This is a genomic window from Stutzerimonas tarimensis (assembly GCF_042648805.1).
Classification (GTDB): Bacteria; Pseudomonadota; Gammaproteobacteria; order Pseudomonadales; family Pseudomonadaceae; genus Azomonas; species Azomonas tarimensis.
Genome location: NZ_JBHRXZ010000024.1, coordinates 82,827 through 100,390, shown reverse-complemented (window position 1 = coordinate 100,390; position 17,564 = coordinate 82,827). Strand labels below are relative to the sequence as shown.

Sequence of the window (17,564 nt, the reverse complement as noted above, 5' to 3'; positions counted from 1 at the left end):
CCGCCCTGTTGCCGGAAATCGCGATGCTCAACAACGATCGTCTGCTCGTGCAGATACTGCTTCTGGCGCTGCTCGGCGCCTGTCTGTGGGTGCTGGCGCCCTTTGTCTCGGTCCTGTTCTGGGCTGCCGTGCTGGCGTTCGCCAGTTGGCCGCTGATGCGTCTGCTCAGTCGCTGGCTAAACGGCAACCAGACCCTTGCGGCCGGCATCCTCACGGGTGGATGGATGCTCTTGGTCGCGGTGCCGCTGGTGCTGCTGGGGCTGAACGTCGCCGATCATATCCGCGACCTGAACATCCTGATCCGCGATCTGCAGCTCGTTGGCCTGCCGCCACCGCCCGCCTGGCTGGCCAACTTCCCGCTGATCGGCGACTGGCTGAGCGATTTCTGGGAGACCCTGGACGAGCAGGGCACGGCGTTCTTCGTCAGCATCCGCCCGCAAATCGGCCTCGTTGGCAACTGGCTGCTGATGCGTAGTGCGCGGATCGGTGCCGGCGTGCTCGAACTGGCCCTGAGCCTGGTCCTGGTGTTCTTTTTCTACCGCGACGGCCCGCGCCTGGCCGCCTTCGTCCATAGTCTTCTGCATCGCTTGATTGGTGCGCGTGCCGACCATTACCTGGAGCTGGTGGCCAGCACCGTGCAGCGAGTGGTGAACGGGGTCATCGGGACCGCGGCGGCACAGGGCTCGCTGGCCTTCATCGGCTTTCTGATCGCCGGGGTGCCTGGCGCCCTTGTGCTGGGACTGCTTACCTTCGCCCTCAGCCTGATCCCGGTCGGTCCACCCCTGGTCTGGCTGCCAGTCACCGCCTGGCTGGCCTGGCAGGGCGATTACGGCTACGCGATCTTCATGGGCATCTGGGGAATGTTCGTGATCAGCGGGGTGGACAACGTGCTCAAGCCCTATCTGATCAGTCGAGGCGGCAACTTGCCCTTGGTGGTGGTATTGCTCGGCGTGTTCGGCGGCCTCTTCGCGTTCGGCTTCATGGGGCTGTTTCTCGGCCCGACCCTGCTGGCGGTGGCCTACAGTCTGCTCAATGACTGGGTCAGACAGGAAGTGCCGCATCCACCCTCGGCCAGCGAGCCGATTCTGGCCTCGCCCGAATCCAAACACGAACCGGACACGCAGAGAGAGCCTCCCACTTTCAGTTAGCTCGCTGAGTGTTCGGCTTCGTAATGCTCCAGCGCATCGCGGGCGATCAGCCGACCCAGCTCGATCAGTGCCGTGGCCTTGTAGAACTCGAAGAAACGGCAGGCGCGTCGTGGAATGTTCACCAGCACATCCGGTGGATAGCCGGCGATCTTGTATTGCGTCAGCGCATTCTGCATCACCTCGAAGCTCTGGTTGACGAGCTCTAGCATCGAGGCAGGGCCGGCGATATCCACGACCTGGGAGCCCTCCGCCGATCGGGGTGGGGCTGGCTCGGGGCCCTCGTCCAGTCCGGCGTCCAGTGACACCGATAACGGACTGGCTCCCTCGGGCTCGCGTCGCCAGAAATGCAGGTGCGAACTCAGTGAACCCACCAGATTGTCGAAGCGGCCCTTGGCGGGAAGCGTTCGGTCACCCGGTAGCGGGCAGTGTCGGTTGGCCGGGCCGCTCAGATTGACCGCGACCACCAGGTCGCAGTGGCTGGAAACCACCGGAACGATGGGCAGCGGGTTGAGGACCCCGCCATCGACGAGCACCCGGTTACCAAGCGTGACCGGGGTGAACAGGCTGGGAATGGCGGCCGAGGCGCGCATGGCCTGATGCAGGCAGCCCTCCTGAAACCACACCTCCTTGTGGTGCGTCAGGTCGGTGGCAACCGCCGTGAAGGGGATGGGAAGGTCTTCGATATCGATCTCGCCGAGGATGTCGCGGATGCGGCCGAAGATCTTTTCGCCGCGAATGGCGCCGAGGCTGAACGAGACGTCGAGCAGACGCATGACGTCGAAATAATCGAGCTGCTCGACCCATTCACGGTATTCCGCGAGCTTGCCCGCGGCGTAGATGCCACCCACCACCGCGCCCATGGAGCAACCGGCAATGCAGCGGATGTCGTAGCCCCGCGCCTCGATTTCATCGATGACGCCGATGTGCGCATAACCACGCGCACCGCCCGAACCCAGCACCAGGGCGACCTTCTTGCTCAAGACGGATCCCTCATCGACATGGCATCGTCCCGCCTGCGGGGCGTGCGCCTGGCTCGATGGTAACGCAGCCGGACGGGCGATGCAGGGGCGGCGGTGGCCAGGCTGCTAGAATCCACCGAGACATGAGAGGGGAGTGCAATGGAGCAGCAGGAGCAATTGCTGGCTGAAGTACAGGACGCCTTCGGCACCATCAAGGTGGTGCAGGCGGGGCCGTATCGGTTTCTCGAGTTCGGTGACGCCATCGAACAGAGCTGCGTCTTCATGCCCGATCCGACCTGGCTCGAGTACGACTACACTCGCGCAATGCTGCTTGGCGCGCTGCTCCACGAGGCGCCGCAATCCGCGCTGTTTCTCGGGCTCGGCGGCGGGAGTCTGACTCAGGCCTGCCTGCGCTTTCTGCCTCTGGTGGACGTGGAAGTGATCGAGCTGCGCCCCGACGTACCGCGTCTGGCCGAGTCGCTGCTGGGGTTTCAGTCGGATCCCCGCATCACCTTGCGCATCGGCGACGCCCTGGCGCTGCTGCCTGCGGCGGAGCCGGCCGACCTGATCTTCATTGATCTGTACACCGACACCGGGCCTTCGGCCGGCCATCTGGCCTGGTCCTTTCTCGAGCAGTGCCAGCGCAAGCTCAATCCCGGCGGCTGGCTGATCATCAATCAGTGGGGTACAGAAGGTGGCCAGCCGCTTGGCGCCGCCCTGTTACGGGGGCTGTTCTTGCGCCACTACCTCGAATGCCCTCTGGCGGAGGGCAACGTGGTGCTCATGGTTCCGGCGGATCTGGACCAGTGGGTCGACTTCGAGCGCCTGGCTGTGCGGATCGAGGCGCTGGCACCCCGGCTCGGTTATTCCCTGGCAAAACTGGCGCAAGCGCTGCGCAGGGCCACATGAGGTCCCAGTTGGCGGAAATTCCTTATTGAAATCAAGGTAGTGCGATAAGATCCCGGCCCTTTTCCGCATTCGCAGGTCGTTTGCCGTTGGCCTCTTCATTCTGCTTGGCCGGGGGCGCTCTTTACCGTCATGACAGCACTCCGTAGCAACAGTATGAACCTCAGCGCTGCCGAGCGCCGCTGGTTGCCCTGGTCGGGGCATACCGGGAAATTGGCCATGGGATGGTCCTGCTGGCTCAACCGCTCGGTCTATCCGATGATCGAGCAGACCTTCGACGATATCGCCACCACTCGCGTGCGCCTCCTCACGGGCTGGGCGAACACCCACTGGGAACATCTCACCGAATTGGCCGCTTCGGTCGGCGAAGCCTTCCCGGCGATTGCCGAGGGATTGCTCGAACGCAAACGTGCCGAGCTTCCCGACTGCACGGAGCTGTTGGTGGTGGATGAGCGCGGCCGGGTACTGTCCTCGACCCACGCAGCGCATGTCGGTCATCAGGATCTAGCCGCTCGCGCCATCGAGCAGGGGCTCAAAGCGCCGTTCCTGCATGGCCCCTACATGGATGCGCTCACCGAGCGCTTGGGTCGGAGCACCTCGCGTTTCCATGACGCGGTCACGCTGATGTTCTATCAGCCGATCGTGGTGGATGGCCAGGCCGTCGGCTGTCTCTGTGCCAGGGTACCGAACGATGTGCTGGGCGACCTGATCCAGCGAGAAGCAGGGCATGTCTATCCGGAGTCCGGCGACAACTATCTGTTCATGGTCCGGGCAGGATTCGACAGCGACATCACGCCCGGTACGGCCCTGTCTCGTTCGCGCTTCGAAGACGCTACCTTCAGCCATGGCGATAATCTCAAGTCAGGCGTCCCCACCGCGTGGGGGACGGTTCGGGTCAAGCAGCACACCGAGCTTGAATTGCGCTTCGTCGATCCAGCCACTGGCCAGCTGCACCCGGGCGTGCGGGAAACCATTGCCCGGGGTACCAACCTCTTCGTCACCTACCCGGGCTATTCGGACTACCGGCATATCCCGGTGGTCGGTGCGGGTGTGACCTTTCAGATGCCGGGGTCGCTGGATCGCTGGGGGCTGATGTGCGAGGCGGATCTCGAGGAGGTCTATCGGCGCCGCTCGTTGGCCCTTGGCTTGATGAAGACCTATTTGATCACCGTGACCAGTCTGTTCGCCGCGGGTGGTCTGCTGCAATCGTTCACCGATCTTCCTCCAGCCGCGATCAATCTCGCCAACGGCGTGTTGCTCTTGCTCGGCGCCTTGTGCTTCGCCCGCTTCGGACCCCGTCGGCTGGCTCGGCGAATGGACGAGATGAGCGACCTGGTGCGTACCCTGGCCGAAGGGCAGGGCAACCTGGCCCAACGGCTTGACGTTTCAAGGATGCCCAAGGACGAAACCGGCGACATGGCTCGCTGGATCAACAGCTTCATGGACAGCCTGGACGGCGTGGTCGGCCAGGTCACCCTGGCCTCCAGGCAGATGCACCAGAGCAACGAGCTGATGCTGCACAGCAGTGGCCTGGCCGGGCGCACCACTGGCGAGGTGGCCGAGCTGGTACATCATCTACTTTTGATGGTCGAGGAACAGCTGGGCAAGATCCAGCAGGCCTCGGCTGCTGCCGAGGAAATGAAGGGCGCCATGGACGAGATGCTGGCGCTCGCCGCTGAACGCTTTGAGACCGCTCGCCAGGGCACGCAGTCGATACGCGACGTGGTCGATCGGTCGGCCTCCAGCGTGCAATTGCTCGACAGCCGCATGGGTGAAATCGACCAGATCGTCGGACTGATCAGCGAGATAACCAGCCAGACCAACCTGCTGGCGCTCAACGCGGCCATCGAGGCCGCACGAGCCGGTGAGCACGGCAAGGGCTTCGCCGTGGTGGCCGGGGAGGTGCGCAGTCTCGCCAGGCGCACCGCGGCGGCCACCGAGGACATCCGGGGGATGGTCGAAGGGCTGCAGCGGGAAACCCAGCAGGCGGTGGCCTTCATGGAGGGCGGTGTGCGCGATGTCGATGCCAGCTTGCGCGAGGCGGAGGTCTCGTCAACCGACAATGGGCGCCTGCAGGTGGCGGTTGAACAGATGTTCGAGGTGATCCAGCAACTCAACGAGCGCAGCCTGCAGCATGGCCAGGCCGTGCGCGGGGTCGATGATGCGTCGAGTGACATGAAGCAGACCCTCGGCGTGCTGCATCGCAGCGCCGAGCAGGTACGGCATACCGCCGGTCGGCTGCAGCGGCTGATGAGCCGGTTCAGGATCAGTGGCGAGCCACTTTCTGACCGTTCGGCCAATCCGGATCGTTAAAAACCCGCGCAAGGGCGGCCGCTTTGGGATATACTGCGCGCCCTTGCCACGGCAGGTCAGGTTCAGGTTGTACTTCCCCCTATAGCCGGCCATCGGCACTCGGTCCGTCCTGCGGACATCTTTCGCTTCAACCCATCTACATTTAAACGCGCTTTTCGCAAATCCTCGCCGACCAGGCTGCCAGGGTGATCCGCAAGGGTCTGTCAAGGCATGCGCAGTTCTGGCTCATGGGTGTTTGCGGATACATAGAGGCAGACCCATGACTCCAGAAATCGGCACTTTTGCCGCACTTGGCCTTCACCCTTCCGTGCTCGCTGCCATCAGCGCAGTCGGTTATGAAGAGCCGTCCCCGATCCAGGCCCAGGCGATTCCGGTGATTCTCTCCGGCAACGATATGATCGGCCAGGCGCAGACCGGCACCGGCAAGACCGCGGCCTTCGCGCTGCCGATCCTGACCAAGATCGACCCGGCGCGCCGCGAACCCCAGGCGCTGATCCTCGCGCCCACCCGCGAACTTGCGCTGCAGGTCGCCACGGCCTTTGAAACCTACTCCAAGCAGATGCCCGGCGTGGGCGTGGTCGCCGTTTACGGTGGTGCGCCCATGGGGCCGCAGCTCAAGGCGATTCGTCAGGGGGCGCAGGTCATCGTGGCTACCCCCGGTCGTCTGGTCGACCACCTGAGCCGCAACGCCGAGCTGCTTTCGACCATCCGCTTCATGGTCCTCGATGAAGCGGACGAAATGCTCAAGCTGGGTTTCATGGATGATCTTGAAGTCATCTTCGAGGCGATGCCTGAATCCCGCCAGAGCGTGCTGTTCTCCGCCACGCTGCCGCACTCCATCCGCGCCATTGCCGAGAAGCACCTGCGCGAGCCGCAGCACATCAAGATCGCCGCCAAGACCCAGACCGTCGCTCGCATCGAGCAGGTACATCTGATGATCCATGCCGATCAGAAGATTTCTGCCGTGTTGCGCTTGCTCGAGGTGGAAGATTTCGATGCGCTGATCGCTTTCGTGCGCACCAAGCAGGCCACTCTGGACCTGGCTGCCGCGCTGGAGGCCAAGGGCTACAAGGCCGCCGCGCTGAATGGCGATATCGCGCAGAATCAGCGCGAGCGCGTCATCGATTCGCTCAAGGATGGTCGCCTGGACATCGTCGTCGCCACCGACGTCGCTGCCCGCGGCCTGGACGTTGCGCGTATCACCCACGTGTTCAACGTGGACATGCCCTACGATCCGGAATCCTACGTGCACCGCATCGGCCGTACCGGCCGTGCCGGTCGTGAGGGGCGCGCCTTGCTGCTGGTCACGCCGCGTGAGCGCCGCATGCTGCAGGTCATCGAGCGCGTGACCAACCAGAAGGTCGCCGAAGCACGCCTGCCCAACGCCCAGCAGGTGCTGGAAGCGCGCATCAAGAAGCTCACCAACAGCCTCGCGCCGTTGGTGGCCGATGCCGAAGCCAGCCATGGCGAACTGCTCGACAAGCTGGTCGCCGATATCGGCTGCAGCCCGCGCGCCCTGGCCGCCGCGCTGTTGCGCAAGGCTACCAATGGCCAGGCGCTGACCCTGGCCGAAGTGGAAAAAGAGCAGCCGCTGGTTCCGGCCAGCGGCCCGCGCGAGCGTTCCGATCGCCCGGAGCGCAGCGGTGACCGCGAGCGCCGTGCGCCGATGCCGCTGGCCGAAGGCCGTGCCCGCTGCCGCACCCCGCTGGGCGCCCGCGACGGCATCGCCGCCCGCAACCTGCTCGGGGCGATCCTCAACGAGGGCGGTCTGGCCCGCGAGGCCATCGGTCGCATCCAGGTCCGCGACAGCTTCAGTCTGGTGGAGCTGCCCGAGGATGGTATCGACCGTCTGCTGGGCAAACTCAAGGACACCCGCGTGGCTGGCAAGCAGCTCAAGCTGCGTCGCTACCGCGAAGACTGATCGGTCGCGGTGGTCTCCAGCGCTTCGCCGAGTTAGGCTCTCAGGCGCCGTCGCATCGCAGGGTGCGACGTTCGTCAGGAGCCGCCCATGCCGCGAATCGTCACCCTTACCCTGAACCCCACCGTGGACATCTCCACTCGCACCTCGCGGGTGGAGCACACCAGCAAGCTGCGCTGTGAGCTTCCTCGGCGTGATCCTGGCGGTGGCGGCATCAATGTCGCCAGGGTGGTCAATGCCCTGGGTGCCGACGCGGTGGGGGTGTTTCCCGCTGGCGGGCCTTGTGGCGCCATGCTGTGCCAATCCCTCGATGAGATGGGCGTGCCCCATCGTGCAGTGCCGATCACTGGTGAAACCCGCGAGAGTTTTACCGTGGCCGAGGCGGAAACCGGTCTGCAGTACCGCTTTGTGATGCCGGGGCCTTCGCTATCCGAAGCCGAACTCCGTGGCTGTCTGCACGCCATCGAAACCCTCGATCCAGCGCCTGACTGCCTGGTCGTCAGCGGCAGTTACCCTCCTGATGTTCCCCTCTCGTTTCATGACCAGCTGCTGGCCCTCAGCCGGCGACTCGATATCCCTATGGTGCTCGATTCCTCCGGTGAGGCGCTGCGTCATGCCGTGCGTACCGGAGGGCTGTTCCTGATCAAGCCAAGCCTTCACGAGCTGGCCTACCTGCGTGGTGAGTCGGTCCGCACGGCCGAAGAGCAGGACGCCGCGGTAGCTGAGCTGGTTGTTGCCGGTGTGGCCGATATCGTGGTGCTGTCACTGGGCGAGAATGGCGCAGTGGCGGCGACCCGTGACGGTGTCCGCCGGTTTCCCGCGATTCCCGTGAGCGAGGGCAGCGCCGTCGGGGCCGGAGATACCATGGTGGCAGCGACCACGCTGGCGCTGCTGCAAGGCTGGGAGGTCTGGGATGCGGTGCGCTACGGCATGGCCGCTGGTGCCGCGACCGTGATGAGTCCGGGCACGGCGCTCTGTGCTGCCGAGGATGTCGAACGGCTGTACCGGATATCCGCGCTTGGGGCGTAACGCCCGGTCCATCGCCCCGTTGCCGTTCAAGACACACCTGTTGTCCACTCGTGTGACAATGCCCGCTTCGCAGGATCGGGACCGAAACGATGGGTGACAGGCAGGAACTGACGCCGGGCTTGATGGTATTGCACGGCAACCGCATGGAAGAACTGCGCGAACTGGTGGTCGCCTGGATGCGCCGCTATCCGCTGGCGCCGCTGGAAAACGAAGTGGTGCTGGTGCAGAGCAACGGCATCGCCCAGTGGCTCAAGCTGGCGCTGGCCGAGCAGGACGGTTGCGGCATCGCCGCGGCGTTGCAGCTGGAGCTGCCGGCGCGCTTTCTCTGGCAGAACTACCGCACCGTGCTGGGCAGTGAGGCGATTCCCCAGTCCTCGCCGCTGGACAAGGCGCCGCTGACCTGGCGGCTGATGCGCCTGTTGCCGTCCTTGCTGGCGGGTGAGGCGTTTGAGCCCCTGCGCCGGTTCCTTGCCGACGACAGCGACCTGCGCAAGCGTCACCAGCTCGCCGAGCACATTGCCGACCTGTTCGACCAGTACCAGGTCTACCGCGCCGACTGGCTGTCCGACTGGGCCGAGGGGCGCGATCAGCTGCGCACCTCGCGCGGGGGCGCCCGTCCGCTGGATGCCAGCGCCCTCTGGCAACCGGCGCTCTGGCGGGCGCTGCTGGACGATGTCGGCCCCGATCAGCTGGCCGGCAGCCGCGCCGGGGTCCACCCGCGTTTCGTCGCCCGGCTGCGCGAGCTGGAGCAGGCGCCCCGCGGCTTGCCGCGGCGGGTAGTGGTGTTCGGCATTTCGTCGCTGCCGGCCCAGGCGATGGAGGCGCTGGCCGCCATGGCACGCTTCAGCCAGGTGCTCTTGTGCATCCACAATCCCTGTCGACATTATTGGGGCGACATCATTCCCGACCAGGACCTGCTGCGGCACCGCTACCGCCGTCAGCCGCGTAAGGCCGGCATGGCGGCGGACCTGTCCGAAGAGGAACTGCACCAGCACGCCCACCCGCTGCTCGCCGCCTGGGGCAAACAGGGCCGCGACTATATCAACCTGCTGGACGCCTACGACGAGCCGGAGCACTACCGGCAGCGCTTCGCCGCCCTGGGCCAGCGCATCGACCTGTTCAGCGAGGGCGACACCGGCTGTCTGCTGGGCCAGTTGCAGGACGACATCCTGAATCTCCGGCCGCTGGCCGAGACCCGCGAGACCTGGCCGCCAGTCGATCGGGCCGCTGACCGATCGATTCGCTTCCACATCGCCCACAGTGCCCAGCGGGAGGTGGAGATCCTCCACGACCAACTGCTGGCCCGCTTCAGCGCCGATCCCGAACTGCGTCCGCGGGAGATCATCGTCATGGTCCCGGACATCAACCGCTATGCGCCACATATCCAGGCGGTGTTCGGCCAGATCGCCCAGGACGACCCGCGCTACATTCCCTTCACCCTCGCCGACCAGGGCCAGCGCGGTTTCGATCCGCTGCTGATCGCCGTGGAGCAGCTGCTCAAGTTGCCCGAAGGCCGTCTTGGTGTCAGCGAAGTACTGGACCTGCTGGACGTACCGGCGCTGCGCGCCCGCTTCGGCATTGAGGAAAGCGACCTGCAGACCCTGCACCGCTGGATCGAGGGCGCCGGCATCCGCTGGGGCCTCGACGGCGAACGCCGCGCTGCCCTCGGCCTGCCGGCGGCGCTGGAGCAGAACACCTGGCGCTTCGGCCTGCGGCGGATGCTTCTGGGCTACGCGGTCGGTGCCGGGCAGAGCTGGGGCGAGATCCAGCCCTATGACGAGATCGGCGGGTTGGAGGCGGCGCTGATCGGCCCGCTGGTGCGCCTGCTGGATGCCCTCGACAGGCTGGACCGTCAGCTTCGCCATGACCTGCCGGCAGTCGGGTGGGGCACACTGCTGCACGGCTTGCTGGATTTCTTCCAGCCCCGCAGCGAGCGTGACGAGGTATTGCTCGGCGCCCTTGGCGATGCCCTGGACGGCTGGCTGGAACTCTGCAGCACGGTCGGCCTGGACGAGCCGCTGCCGCTTACCGTGGTCCGCGAAGCCTGGCTCGCCGCACTGGACCAGAGCCGCCTGAGCCAACGCTTTCTCACTGGGGCGGTCAACTTCTGCACCCTGATGCCGATGCGGGCGATCCCGTTCCGGACGGTCTGCCTGCTCGGCCTGAACGACGGCGACTACCCGCGCAGTGTGCCGCCGGTGGACTTCGACCTGATGAGCGGTGACTACCGCCCGGGCGACCGTTCGCGCCGCGAGGACGACCGCTACCTGCTGCTGGAAGCCCTGCTGGCCGCCCGCGAGCAGCTCTACATCAGCTGGGTCGGGCGCAGCATCCACGACAACAGCGAGCGCCCGTCCTCGGTGTTGCTCGGCCAGCTGCGCGATCACCTCGAGGCGGGCTGGCGCCTGGCCGGGGAGGGCGAACTGCTCCATGCGCTGACCACCGAACACCCGCTGCAACCCTTCAGTCGCCGCTATTTCGAGGGCGGCGGGCTGTTCAGCTACGCCCATGAATGGACCCACCCGCACCGCCCGTCCGCCGCGGTGGCGGACGGCGCGCTGCCACCGTTCGAGCCCGATGACAGCCTCAGCCTTGAAAGCCTGCAGAGCTTTTTGCGCCATCCGGTCCGGCAGTTCTTCACTCAGCGCCTCAAGGTGCATCTGGACGAAGAGCTGCAGGCCCAGCTGGACGACGAACCCTTCGTCCTCGACGGCCTGCAGCGCTACAGCCTGCAACAGGAGCTGCTGGCCAGCGCCAGCCTGGCGATGGATCGCGGGGCCGACATCGGCGAGGCGCTGGAAACCGGTGCGCGCAAACTGCAGCGCAGCGGGCGGCTGCCCCTGGCCGGGTTCGGTGACTGTCTGCGCCAGCAGGTGCTGGCCGCGCTACCCGCCCAGATGAGCCACTACCAGGCGCTCTGCGAAATCTGGCCCGAGCGCCTGGAATCACCCTGTGCACTGAGCTTCACCCATGCCGGTGTCGAGCTGGAAGGCTGGCTCGGCGGCCTGCGCCGCGGCCAGGGCGAGGCCCTGCAGCGCATCGTGCTGCAACCGGGCGACCTGACCCGTGGCGAACGTCCGAAGTGGCGCAGCCTGCTGCGGCCCTGGTCTGTGCAGGTGGTGGCCGCGGCCTGCGACCTGCCCCTGGTCACCGTGCTGGTGGGCGAGGACGCCCGTGTCCAACTGCACCGGTTGGCTCCGGACCAGGCCCGGCGCATCCTGCAGGGCTGGCTGGAAGCCTGGCGCGAGGGCATGAACGCACCGCTGCCGGTGGCCATGGAGACCGCCATCGCCTGGCTGACCGCCGATGATGAGGAGCGCGCCGAAAAGGCCGCCCGGGAAACTTACGAGGGTGGCTACAACCGCCCCGGCGAGCTGGCCCGTTGCGCCAGCCTGTGCCGCCAATATCCCGACTTCTCCCGGCTGGTCGCCGACGGTGACTTTGCCGAGTGGGGCCGGCAACTCTACGGCTCGCTGCTCAGGGCCGAGCTTGAAATCATCAAGGACGAGGACTCCGCATGACCGCTCAACGTCCCCTCGCCCTGCGTTTTTCGCTGCACGGCAGCCGGCTGATCGAGGCCAGCGCCGGCACCGGCAAGACCTTCACCATCTCCGCCCTGTACCTGCGCCTGGTGCTCGGCCACGGCGGTACCGAGGGTTTCGCCCGCGAGCTGCTGCCGCCGGATATCCTGGTGGTGACCTTCACCGATGCTGCCACCCGCGAGCTGCGCGACCGCATCAGGGCGCGCCTGGTGGAAGCTGCCCGGGTGTTTCGCCAGGAGCATCCCGGCGATGACCTGCTGCGCCGGCTGCGCGACGATTTCGAATCCGAACGCTGGCCGGCCTGTGCCCGCCGCCTGGACATCGCCGCCCAGTGGATGGACGAGGCGGCGGTGTCCACCATTCATGGCTGGTGCCAGCGGATGCTGCGCGAACACGCCTTCGACAGCGGCAGCCTGTTCAGCCTGACCCTGGAAACCGACCACAGCGAGCTGCTCACCCGGGTCGCCCGCGACTACTGGCGCCAGCATTGCTATCCCTTGCAGAGCGCCTCGCTGGACTGGGTGATCGACCGCTGGAAACACCCCGACAGCCTGCTCAGGCAGCTCAAGCCGCTCTTGGCCGAGTCCCATGGTGCCTGCGACAGTGGCCTGGACAGCTTGCTGAACGAGGCCCTCACCGAGCAGGCCGACGCCCTGGCGGCGCTGAAAAAGGACTGGTGCCAGTGGGCCGACGAGATCGAGCGCCTTCTGGACAAGGCCGTGGCCGACAAGGTGGTGGAGGGGCGCAAGCTCCAGGCCCGCTACTACCAGCCCTGGTGCGAAAAGCTGCGCGCCTGGGCCCGGAGCGACGAGACCGAGTTGGACCTGGGCACCGGTTTCACCCGCCTGACGCCGGACGGGCTGGCCGAGTGCTGGAAGAAGGGTTCGCCACCGGAGCACGCCGCCTGGGAGGCCATGCGCAAGCTACCTGGCCAGCTGAAGAGACTCGCAGGCCCGGACGAAGTGGCCTGCTACCATGCCGCCGCCTGGATCTGCCAACGCTTCGAGCTGGAAAAGCGCCGCCGCGCCGAGATGGGCTTCGACGACCTGCTCACCCGCCTGGATGCCGCCCTCCAGGGCCCCAACGGCGAGCGCCTGGCCGAGGTGATCCGCCAGCAGTTCCCGGTGGCGCTGATCGACGAGTTCCAGGACACCGACCCGCTGCAGTACCGCATCTTCGACCGCATCTACCGCATCGAGGCGAACGACCCGGCCACCGGCCTGTTCCTCATCGGCGACCCCAAGCAGGCGATCTACGCGTTCCGCGGCGCTGACATCCACACCTACCTGCGGGCACGGCGGGCCATGGCCGGACGTCTGGCCGACTTGGACACCAACTTCCGTTCCAGCCAGGCGATGGTCGACGCGGTGAATCGGGTGTTCCAGCAGGCCGAAGCGCGAGCGAGCGGGCAGGGCGCCTTCCTGTTCCGCCATGGCGGCGACAACCCGCTGCCGTTCCACCCGGTTTTCGCCCGGGGCCGTGCCGAGCGCTGGCAGGTGGAAGGCGAGCACCCCGCCGCGCTGACCCTCTGGCAACTGGACAGCGTCGGGCCGATGGCCATCGGCGAGTACCGGCGGGAAATGGCCGCCCGTGCCGCCAGCGAGATCACCCGTCTGCTGGAGCTCGGCCAGCAGCGCCAGGCCGGGTTCGCCAAGGGCGGAACCCTGATGCCTTTGCAGCCGAGCGACATCGCGGTGCTGGTGCGTGATCGCGGCGAAGCCCAGGCGATCCGCCGTGAATTGGCCCGGCGTGGGGTGCGCAGCGTCTACCTGTCGGACAAGGACTCAGTGTTCGCCAGCGGCGAAGCCAGCGATATGCTGCTGTGGCTGCGCGCCTGCGCCGAGCCGGATGCCGACCGACCGCTGCGGGCGGCACTGGCCAGCCGCAGCCTGGGGCTGCCGCTGAGCGAGCTGGAACAACTGAACCAGGACGAACGCATCTGGGAACGGCGGGTCATGCAGTTTCGCGACTACCGTCAGCGCTGGCAGCGCCAGGGCGTGTTGCCGATGCTGCGTCAGTTGCTGCATGACTTCGACCTGCCGCAGCGCCTGATGGGCCGCGACGATGGCGAGCGTTCGCTGACCAACCTGTTGCACCTGGCCGAACTGCTGCAGCAGGCCGCTGCCGAACTGGACGGCGAGCAGGCGCTGATCCGCCACCTGGCGGCGCTGCTGGTTGGTGAGGGGCTGGCCGCCGACGAGCAGGTGCTGCGCCTGGAAAGCGACGCCGCGCTGGTGCGGGTGGTGACCATTCACAAGTCCAAGGGCCTGGAATACCCGCTGGTGTTCCTGCCCTTCATCTGCAACTACCGGCCGGTGGAAAAGGGCAAGCCCCTGCGCCTGCAGGACGGTGACAGCCGCCGGCTGGTGCTCGATCCGGATCAGGACACCGCCGAGCTGGCCGACCGCGAACGCCTCGGCGAAGACCTGCGCCTGCTCTATGTCGCCCTGACCCGCGCCCGCCATGCCTGCTGGCTGGGCATTGCCGACCTCAGGCGCGGCAACGGCAAGAGTTCGGTGCTGCACGGCTCCGCACTGGGTTATCTGCTCGGTGGCGGCGAGCCGCTGGCAGGCCCCCTGGCCGCCTGGCTGGAGCCGCTGGTGGCCGACGGCGAATGCCAGCGCCTGCCCGCACCGGAACCGCGCAACCTGCGCCTGCGCGAAAGCGGCGAAAAGCTGCCGGAGCTGGCCTGGCCGCGGCCGACCCGGCGCGCCGCCGAGCACTGGTGGATCGCTTCCTACAGCGCCCTGCGCACCGGCGACAGCCACGAGTCGCCGGCGGAGCGCTTCGAGGACGCGGCGCCGGAAAATCCTGCCGCGCAGAAGGCCGGCGACGACGAGCGTGAGGTCCAGCCCCAGCGTGTCACGGGTGTGACGGGCGCCAGCCTGCACCTGTTCCCCCGCGGGCCGAATCCCGGCACCTTCCTCCACGGGCTGCTGGAACTGGCGGGCGTGGAGGGTTTCGGCGCGTGCGTCAGCCATCCTGACGAACTGCGCGAGCAGATCGCCCGGCGCTGCCAGCGGCGCGGTCTCGAAGGCTGGATCGAACCGCTTTCAGCCTGGCTGCTGGGATTGCTACAGACGCCGCTGCCGCTGGGCAACGGCGAATCGGTGGCGCTGTCCGAGCTGGAAGTCTACCAGCCGGAGCTGGAATTCTGGTTCGAGGCTCGTAGCGTCCAGGTGCGACAGGTCGATGCGCTGGTGCGACACCATGAACTGCCCGAGCTGCCGCGGCCGGCGCTGGCCCCGGATCGCCTCAACGGCATGTTCAAGGGCTTCGTCGACCTGGTGTTCGAGCACGGCGGCCGTTACTACGTGGTGGACTACAAGTCCAACTGGCTCGGCGAAGGCGATGGCGACTATACCGCCGAGGCGATGCAGGCCACGGTCGCCAGCCACCGCTACGACCTGCAGTACGTGCTCTATCTGCTGGCGCTGCACCGCCAGTTGCAGCTGCGCCTGCCGGACTACAGCTACGAGCGCCACGTCGGCGGCGCGCTCTACCTGTTCCTGCGCGGCAGCCGGGCGCCCGGTGCCGGCGTCTACCATGCACGCCCGGCGCGGACGTTGATCGAGGCGCTGGATGCGCTGTTCAAGGGCGAGACGCTGGAGAGGCTCCCATGAGCGAACAACTGTCCCTTTTGATCGAACCTGTCGCCGATGCTGACGAACTGCAGGACGCCAGCGCATTGCTGACCCTGCTGGATGCCTGGGTGGAGCGCGGCTGGCTGCGCGCCCTGGACCGGGCCCTGGCAGCGTTCTGCCTGGAGCTGGACCGCTCCGCCGAGCCTTTGCTGCTGTTCTCTGCGGCGCTGGTCAGCCATCAGCTCGGCCACGGCCACATCTGCCTGGACCTGCCGGCTACCCTGGCCAGCCCGGACTTCGCCCTGTCCCTGCCGCCGGAAGGCGAGGAGGGCAGCCGTGCCCGCCTGCCCTCGGCGTTGCTGGCCGGGGTGACGCTTGGGACCTGGGGCGAAGCCCTGCGCCGCAGCCCCTTGGTGGAAACCGACGGAACGACCCCCCAGGCGCCGCTGGTGCTGCTCGGGGACCGGCTGTATCTGCGTCGCTACTGGAACCACGAGCGGACCGTCGCCAGCAGCCTGCGCACCCGCCTCGCCGACCGGCCCCCGCTGCCTGCCGGTCTGCCTGGGACTCTTGCGCAACTGTTCCCCGAGCCCCTGCGGGTCGAGGGGCGCCAGGTCACCGACTGGCAGAAGCTCGCCTGTGCCCTGGCCGCCCGCGGCAGCTTCAGCCTGATCACCGGCGGCCCCGGGACCGGCAAGACCACCACCGTGGTGCGTTTGCTGGCGCTGCTGCAACAGGCGGCGATGGCGGGCGGCCAGCCGCTGCGTATCCGCCTCGCCGCGCCCACCGGCAAGGCCGCGGCGCGGCTGACCGAATCCATCGGAGCCCAGGTGGACTCGTTGCCGGTGGCCGATGCGGTCAGAAAGGAAATTCCCAGCGAGGTCACCACCCTGCACCGGCTGCTGGGCAGCCGCCCCGACAGCCGTCACTTCCGCCACCATGCCGGCAACCCGCTGGCGCTGGACGTGCTGGTGGTGGACGAAGCCTCGATGATCGACCTGGAAATGATGGCCTGCCTGCTGGACGCCCTGCCGCGCCACGCCCGGCTGGCCCTGCTGGGCGATAAGGACCAGCTCGCCTCGGTGGAGGCCGGCGGATTGCTGGGCGACCTGTGCCGCGACGCCGAAGGCGGCTATTACAGCGAAGAGACCCGACGCTGGCTGGAGCAGGTCGCCAGCGAACGCCTCGACGATCCACAGCTCCGGCCCGGCGATGAGGCGCGCCGGCCACTGGCCCAGCGCACTGTGATGCTGCGCCACTCCCGACGCTTCGGCAGCGATTCCGGCATCGGCCGCCTGGCCCGGGCGGTGAACGCACTGGACGCCGGGCGTGCCCGCGAGGTCCTGGCCGAAGGCCACGACGACCTGAACCTGCTGCGCCTTCGCGGCGAGCACGACGGCGCGCTGGAGCGGCTGCTGCTGGACGGTCTGCCGGGCCGCGCCGAAGGCTACGCCCACTACCTCGAGGTGCTGCACGAGAATCGCCCGGCTGCCGAGCTCCCGGCCGACGACCCGGCCTGGCCAGGCTGGGCCCTGGGCGTGCTCCGTGCCTTCGACCGCTTCCAGCTGCTCTGTGCCGTGCGCCGCGGTCCCTGGGGCGTGGAAGGGCTGAACCCGCGCATCGCGAGCATGTTGCAGCGCCGCGGCCTGCTGGAGAGCGATCAGGGTTGGTACGAAGGACGCCCTGTGCTGGTGGTGCGCAACGACTACAGCTTGGGTCTGATGAACGGCGACATCGGCATTGCCCTGCACCTGCCGGAGCCTGCCGACGTCCCCGGCGAAGCCCCGCGCCAGGTGCTGCGCGTCGCCTTCCCCCGCAACGACGGGTCGGGCGGCCTGCGCTTCATCCTGCCCAGCCGTTTGAGCGCGGTGGAAACCGTGTTCGCGATGACCGTGCACAAATCCCAGGGCTCGGAATTCACCCACACCGCGCTGATCCTGCCCGATACCCTCAACCCGGTGATGACCAAGGAGCTGCTTTACACCGGCATCACCCGCGCCCGCCACTGGTTCAGCCTGATCGAAACCCGCCCCGCAATATTCGACGAAGCCGTCACCCGACGGGTAGCCCGGCGCAGCGGCCTGATGGACGCGTTGGAGGTAGAGGGGCCGGCATGAGCCACAGGATGGATCGAACTCTACCGATTCATCCCGCCGGGCCGGGCC

At 67.1% G+C, this 17,564-nt stretch carries 9 protein-coding genes; 8 read left to right on the top strand and 1 reads right to left on the bottom strand.

Features of this window, described 5'->3' with window-relative positions; translation table 11 throughout:
* Positions 1–23 precede the first annotated feature (23 nt).
* On the top strand, positions 24–1,148 hold the full coding sequence (locus ACFOMF_RS14225) for an AI-2E family transporter (protein WP_386366026.1): 1,125 nt from the start codon (positions 24–26) through the stop codon (positions 1,146–1,148).
* Here the strand turns inward: ACFOMF_RS14225 and ACFOMF_RS14220 are convergent.
* On the bottom strand, positions 1,145–2,128 hold the full coding sequence (locus ACFOMF_RS14220; RefSeq protein ID WP_386366024.1) for a patatin-like phospholipase family protein: 984 nt from the start codon (positions 2,126–2,128) through the stop codon (positions 1,145–1,147). The two genes, ACFOMF_RS14225 and ACFOMF_RS14220, sit on opposite strands and share 4 nt — an antisense overlap.
* Before the next feature lie 138 nt (positions 2,129–2,266).
* Here ACFOMF_RS14220 and ACFOMF_RS14215 point away from each other — a divergent pair, with 138 nt between their 5' ends.
* The 7 genes from ACFOMF_RS14215 (at position 2,267) to recD (ending at position 17,516) form a co-directional block, all read left to right on the top strand.
* Complete coding sequence (locus ACFOMF_RS14215) at positions 2,267–3,016, top strand: spermidine synthase (protein WP_386366022.1); 750 nt, start codon at positions 2,267–2,269, stop codon at positions 3,014–3,016.
* 129 nt (positions 3,017–3,145) lie between these two features.
* Positions 3,146–5,326 (top strand): methyl-accepting chemotaxis protein, encoded by a 2,181-nt coding sequence (locus ACFOMF_RS14210; protein ID WP_386366020.1) that lies wholly within the window; start codon positions 3,146–3,148, stop codon positions 5,324–5,326.
* Between the two features lie 259 nt (positions 5,327–5,585).
* Complete coding sequence (locus ACFOMF_RS14205; RefSeq protein ID WP_386366018.1) at positions 5,586–7,247, top strand: DEAD/DEAH box helicase; 1,662 nt, start codon at positions 5,586–5,588, stop codon at positions 7,245–7,247.
* Positions 7,248–7,334: 87 nt separating this feature from the next.
* Positions 7,335–8,273, top strand: coding sequence for a 1-phosphofructokinase family hexose kinase (locus ACFOMF_RS14200; protein WP_386366016.1), 939 nt, complete (start codon positions 7,335–7,337; stop codon positions 8,271–8,273).
* An 89-nt stretch (positions 8,274–8,362) separates the two neighbouring features.
* Positions 8,363–11,794 (top strand): exodeoxyribonuclease V subunit gamma, encoded by a 3,432-nt coding sequence (gene recC / locus ACFOMF_RS14195; protein WP_386366014.1) that lies wholly within the window; start codon positions 8,363–8,365, stop codon positions 11,792–11,794.
* Positions 11,791–15,438 carry an exodeoxyribonuclease V subunit beta gene (recB, locus tag ACFOMF_RS14190; RefSeq protein WP_386366012.1) on the top strand — a complete coding sequence of 1,216 codons (3,648 nt, stop codon included), beginning with the start codon at positions 11,791–11,793 and terminating at the stop codon, positions 15,436–15,438. The genes recC and recB overlap by 4 nt, the downstream gene beginning before the upstream one ends.
* Positions 15,435–17,516, top strand: coding sequence for an exodeoxyribonuclease V subunit alpha (gene recD / locus ACFOMF_RS14185; protein WP_386366009.1), 2,082 nt, complete (start codon positions 15,435–15,437; stop codon positions 17,514–17,516). Before recB ends, recD begins: the two co-directional genes overlap by 4 nt.
* Positions 17,517–17,564 lie beyond the last annotated feature (48 nt).

Bases quoted from the DNA above. Each gene is read 5' to 3' on its own strand.
- recD (WP_386366009.1), top strand. From the start codon at position 15,435: ATGAGCGAACAACTGTCCCTTTTGATCGAACCTGTCGCCGATGCTGAC.
- ACFOMF_RS14205 (WP_386366018.1), top strand. From the start codon at position 5,586: ATGACTCCAGAAATCGGCACTTTTGCCGCACTTGGCCTTCACCCTTCC.
- ACFOMF_RS14215 (WP_386366022.1), top strand. From the start codon at position 2,267: ATGGAGCAGCAGGAGCAATTGCTGGCTGAAGTACAGGACGCCTTCGGC.
- ACFOMF_RS14225 (WP_386366026.1), top strand. From the start codon at position 24: ATGCTCAACAACGATCGTCTGCTCGTGCAGATACTGCTTCTGGCGCTG.
- ACFOMF_RS14210 (WP_386366020.1), top strand. From the start codon at position 3,146: ATGACAGCACTCCGTAGCAACAGTATGAACCTCAGCGCTGCCGAGCGC.
- ACFOMF_RS14200 (WP_386366016.1), top strand. From the start codon at position 7,335: ATGCCGCGAATCGTCACCCTTACCCTGAACCCCACCGTGGACATCTCC.
- recB (WP_386366012.1), top strand. From the start codon at position 11,791: ATGACCGCTCAACGTCCCCTCGCCCTGCGTTTTTCGCTGCACGGCAGC.
- recC (WP_386366014.1), top strand. From the start codon at position 8,363: ATGGGTGACAGGCAGGAACTGACGCCGGGCTTGATGGTATTGCACGGC.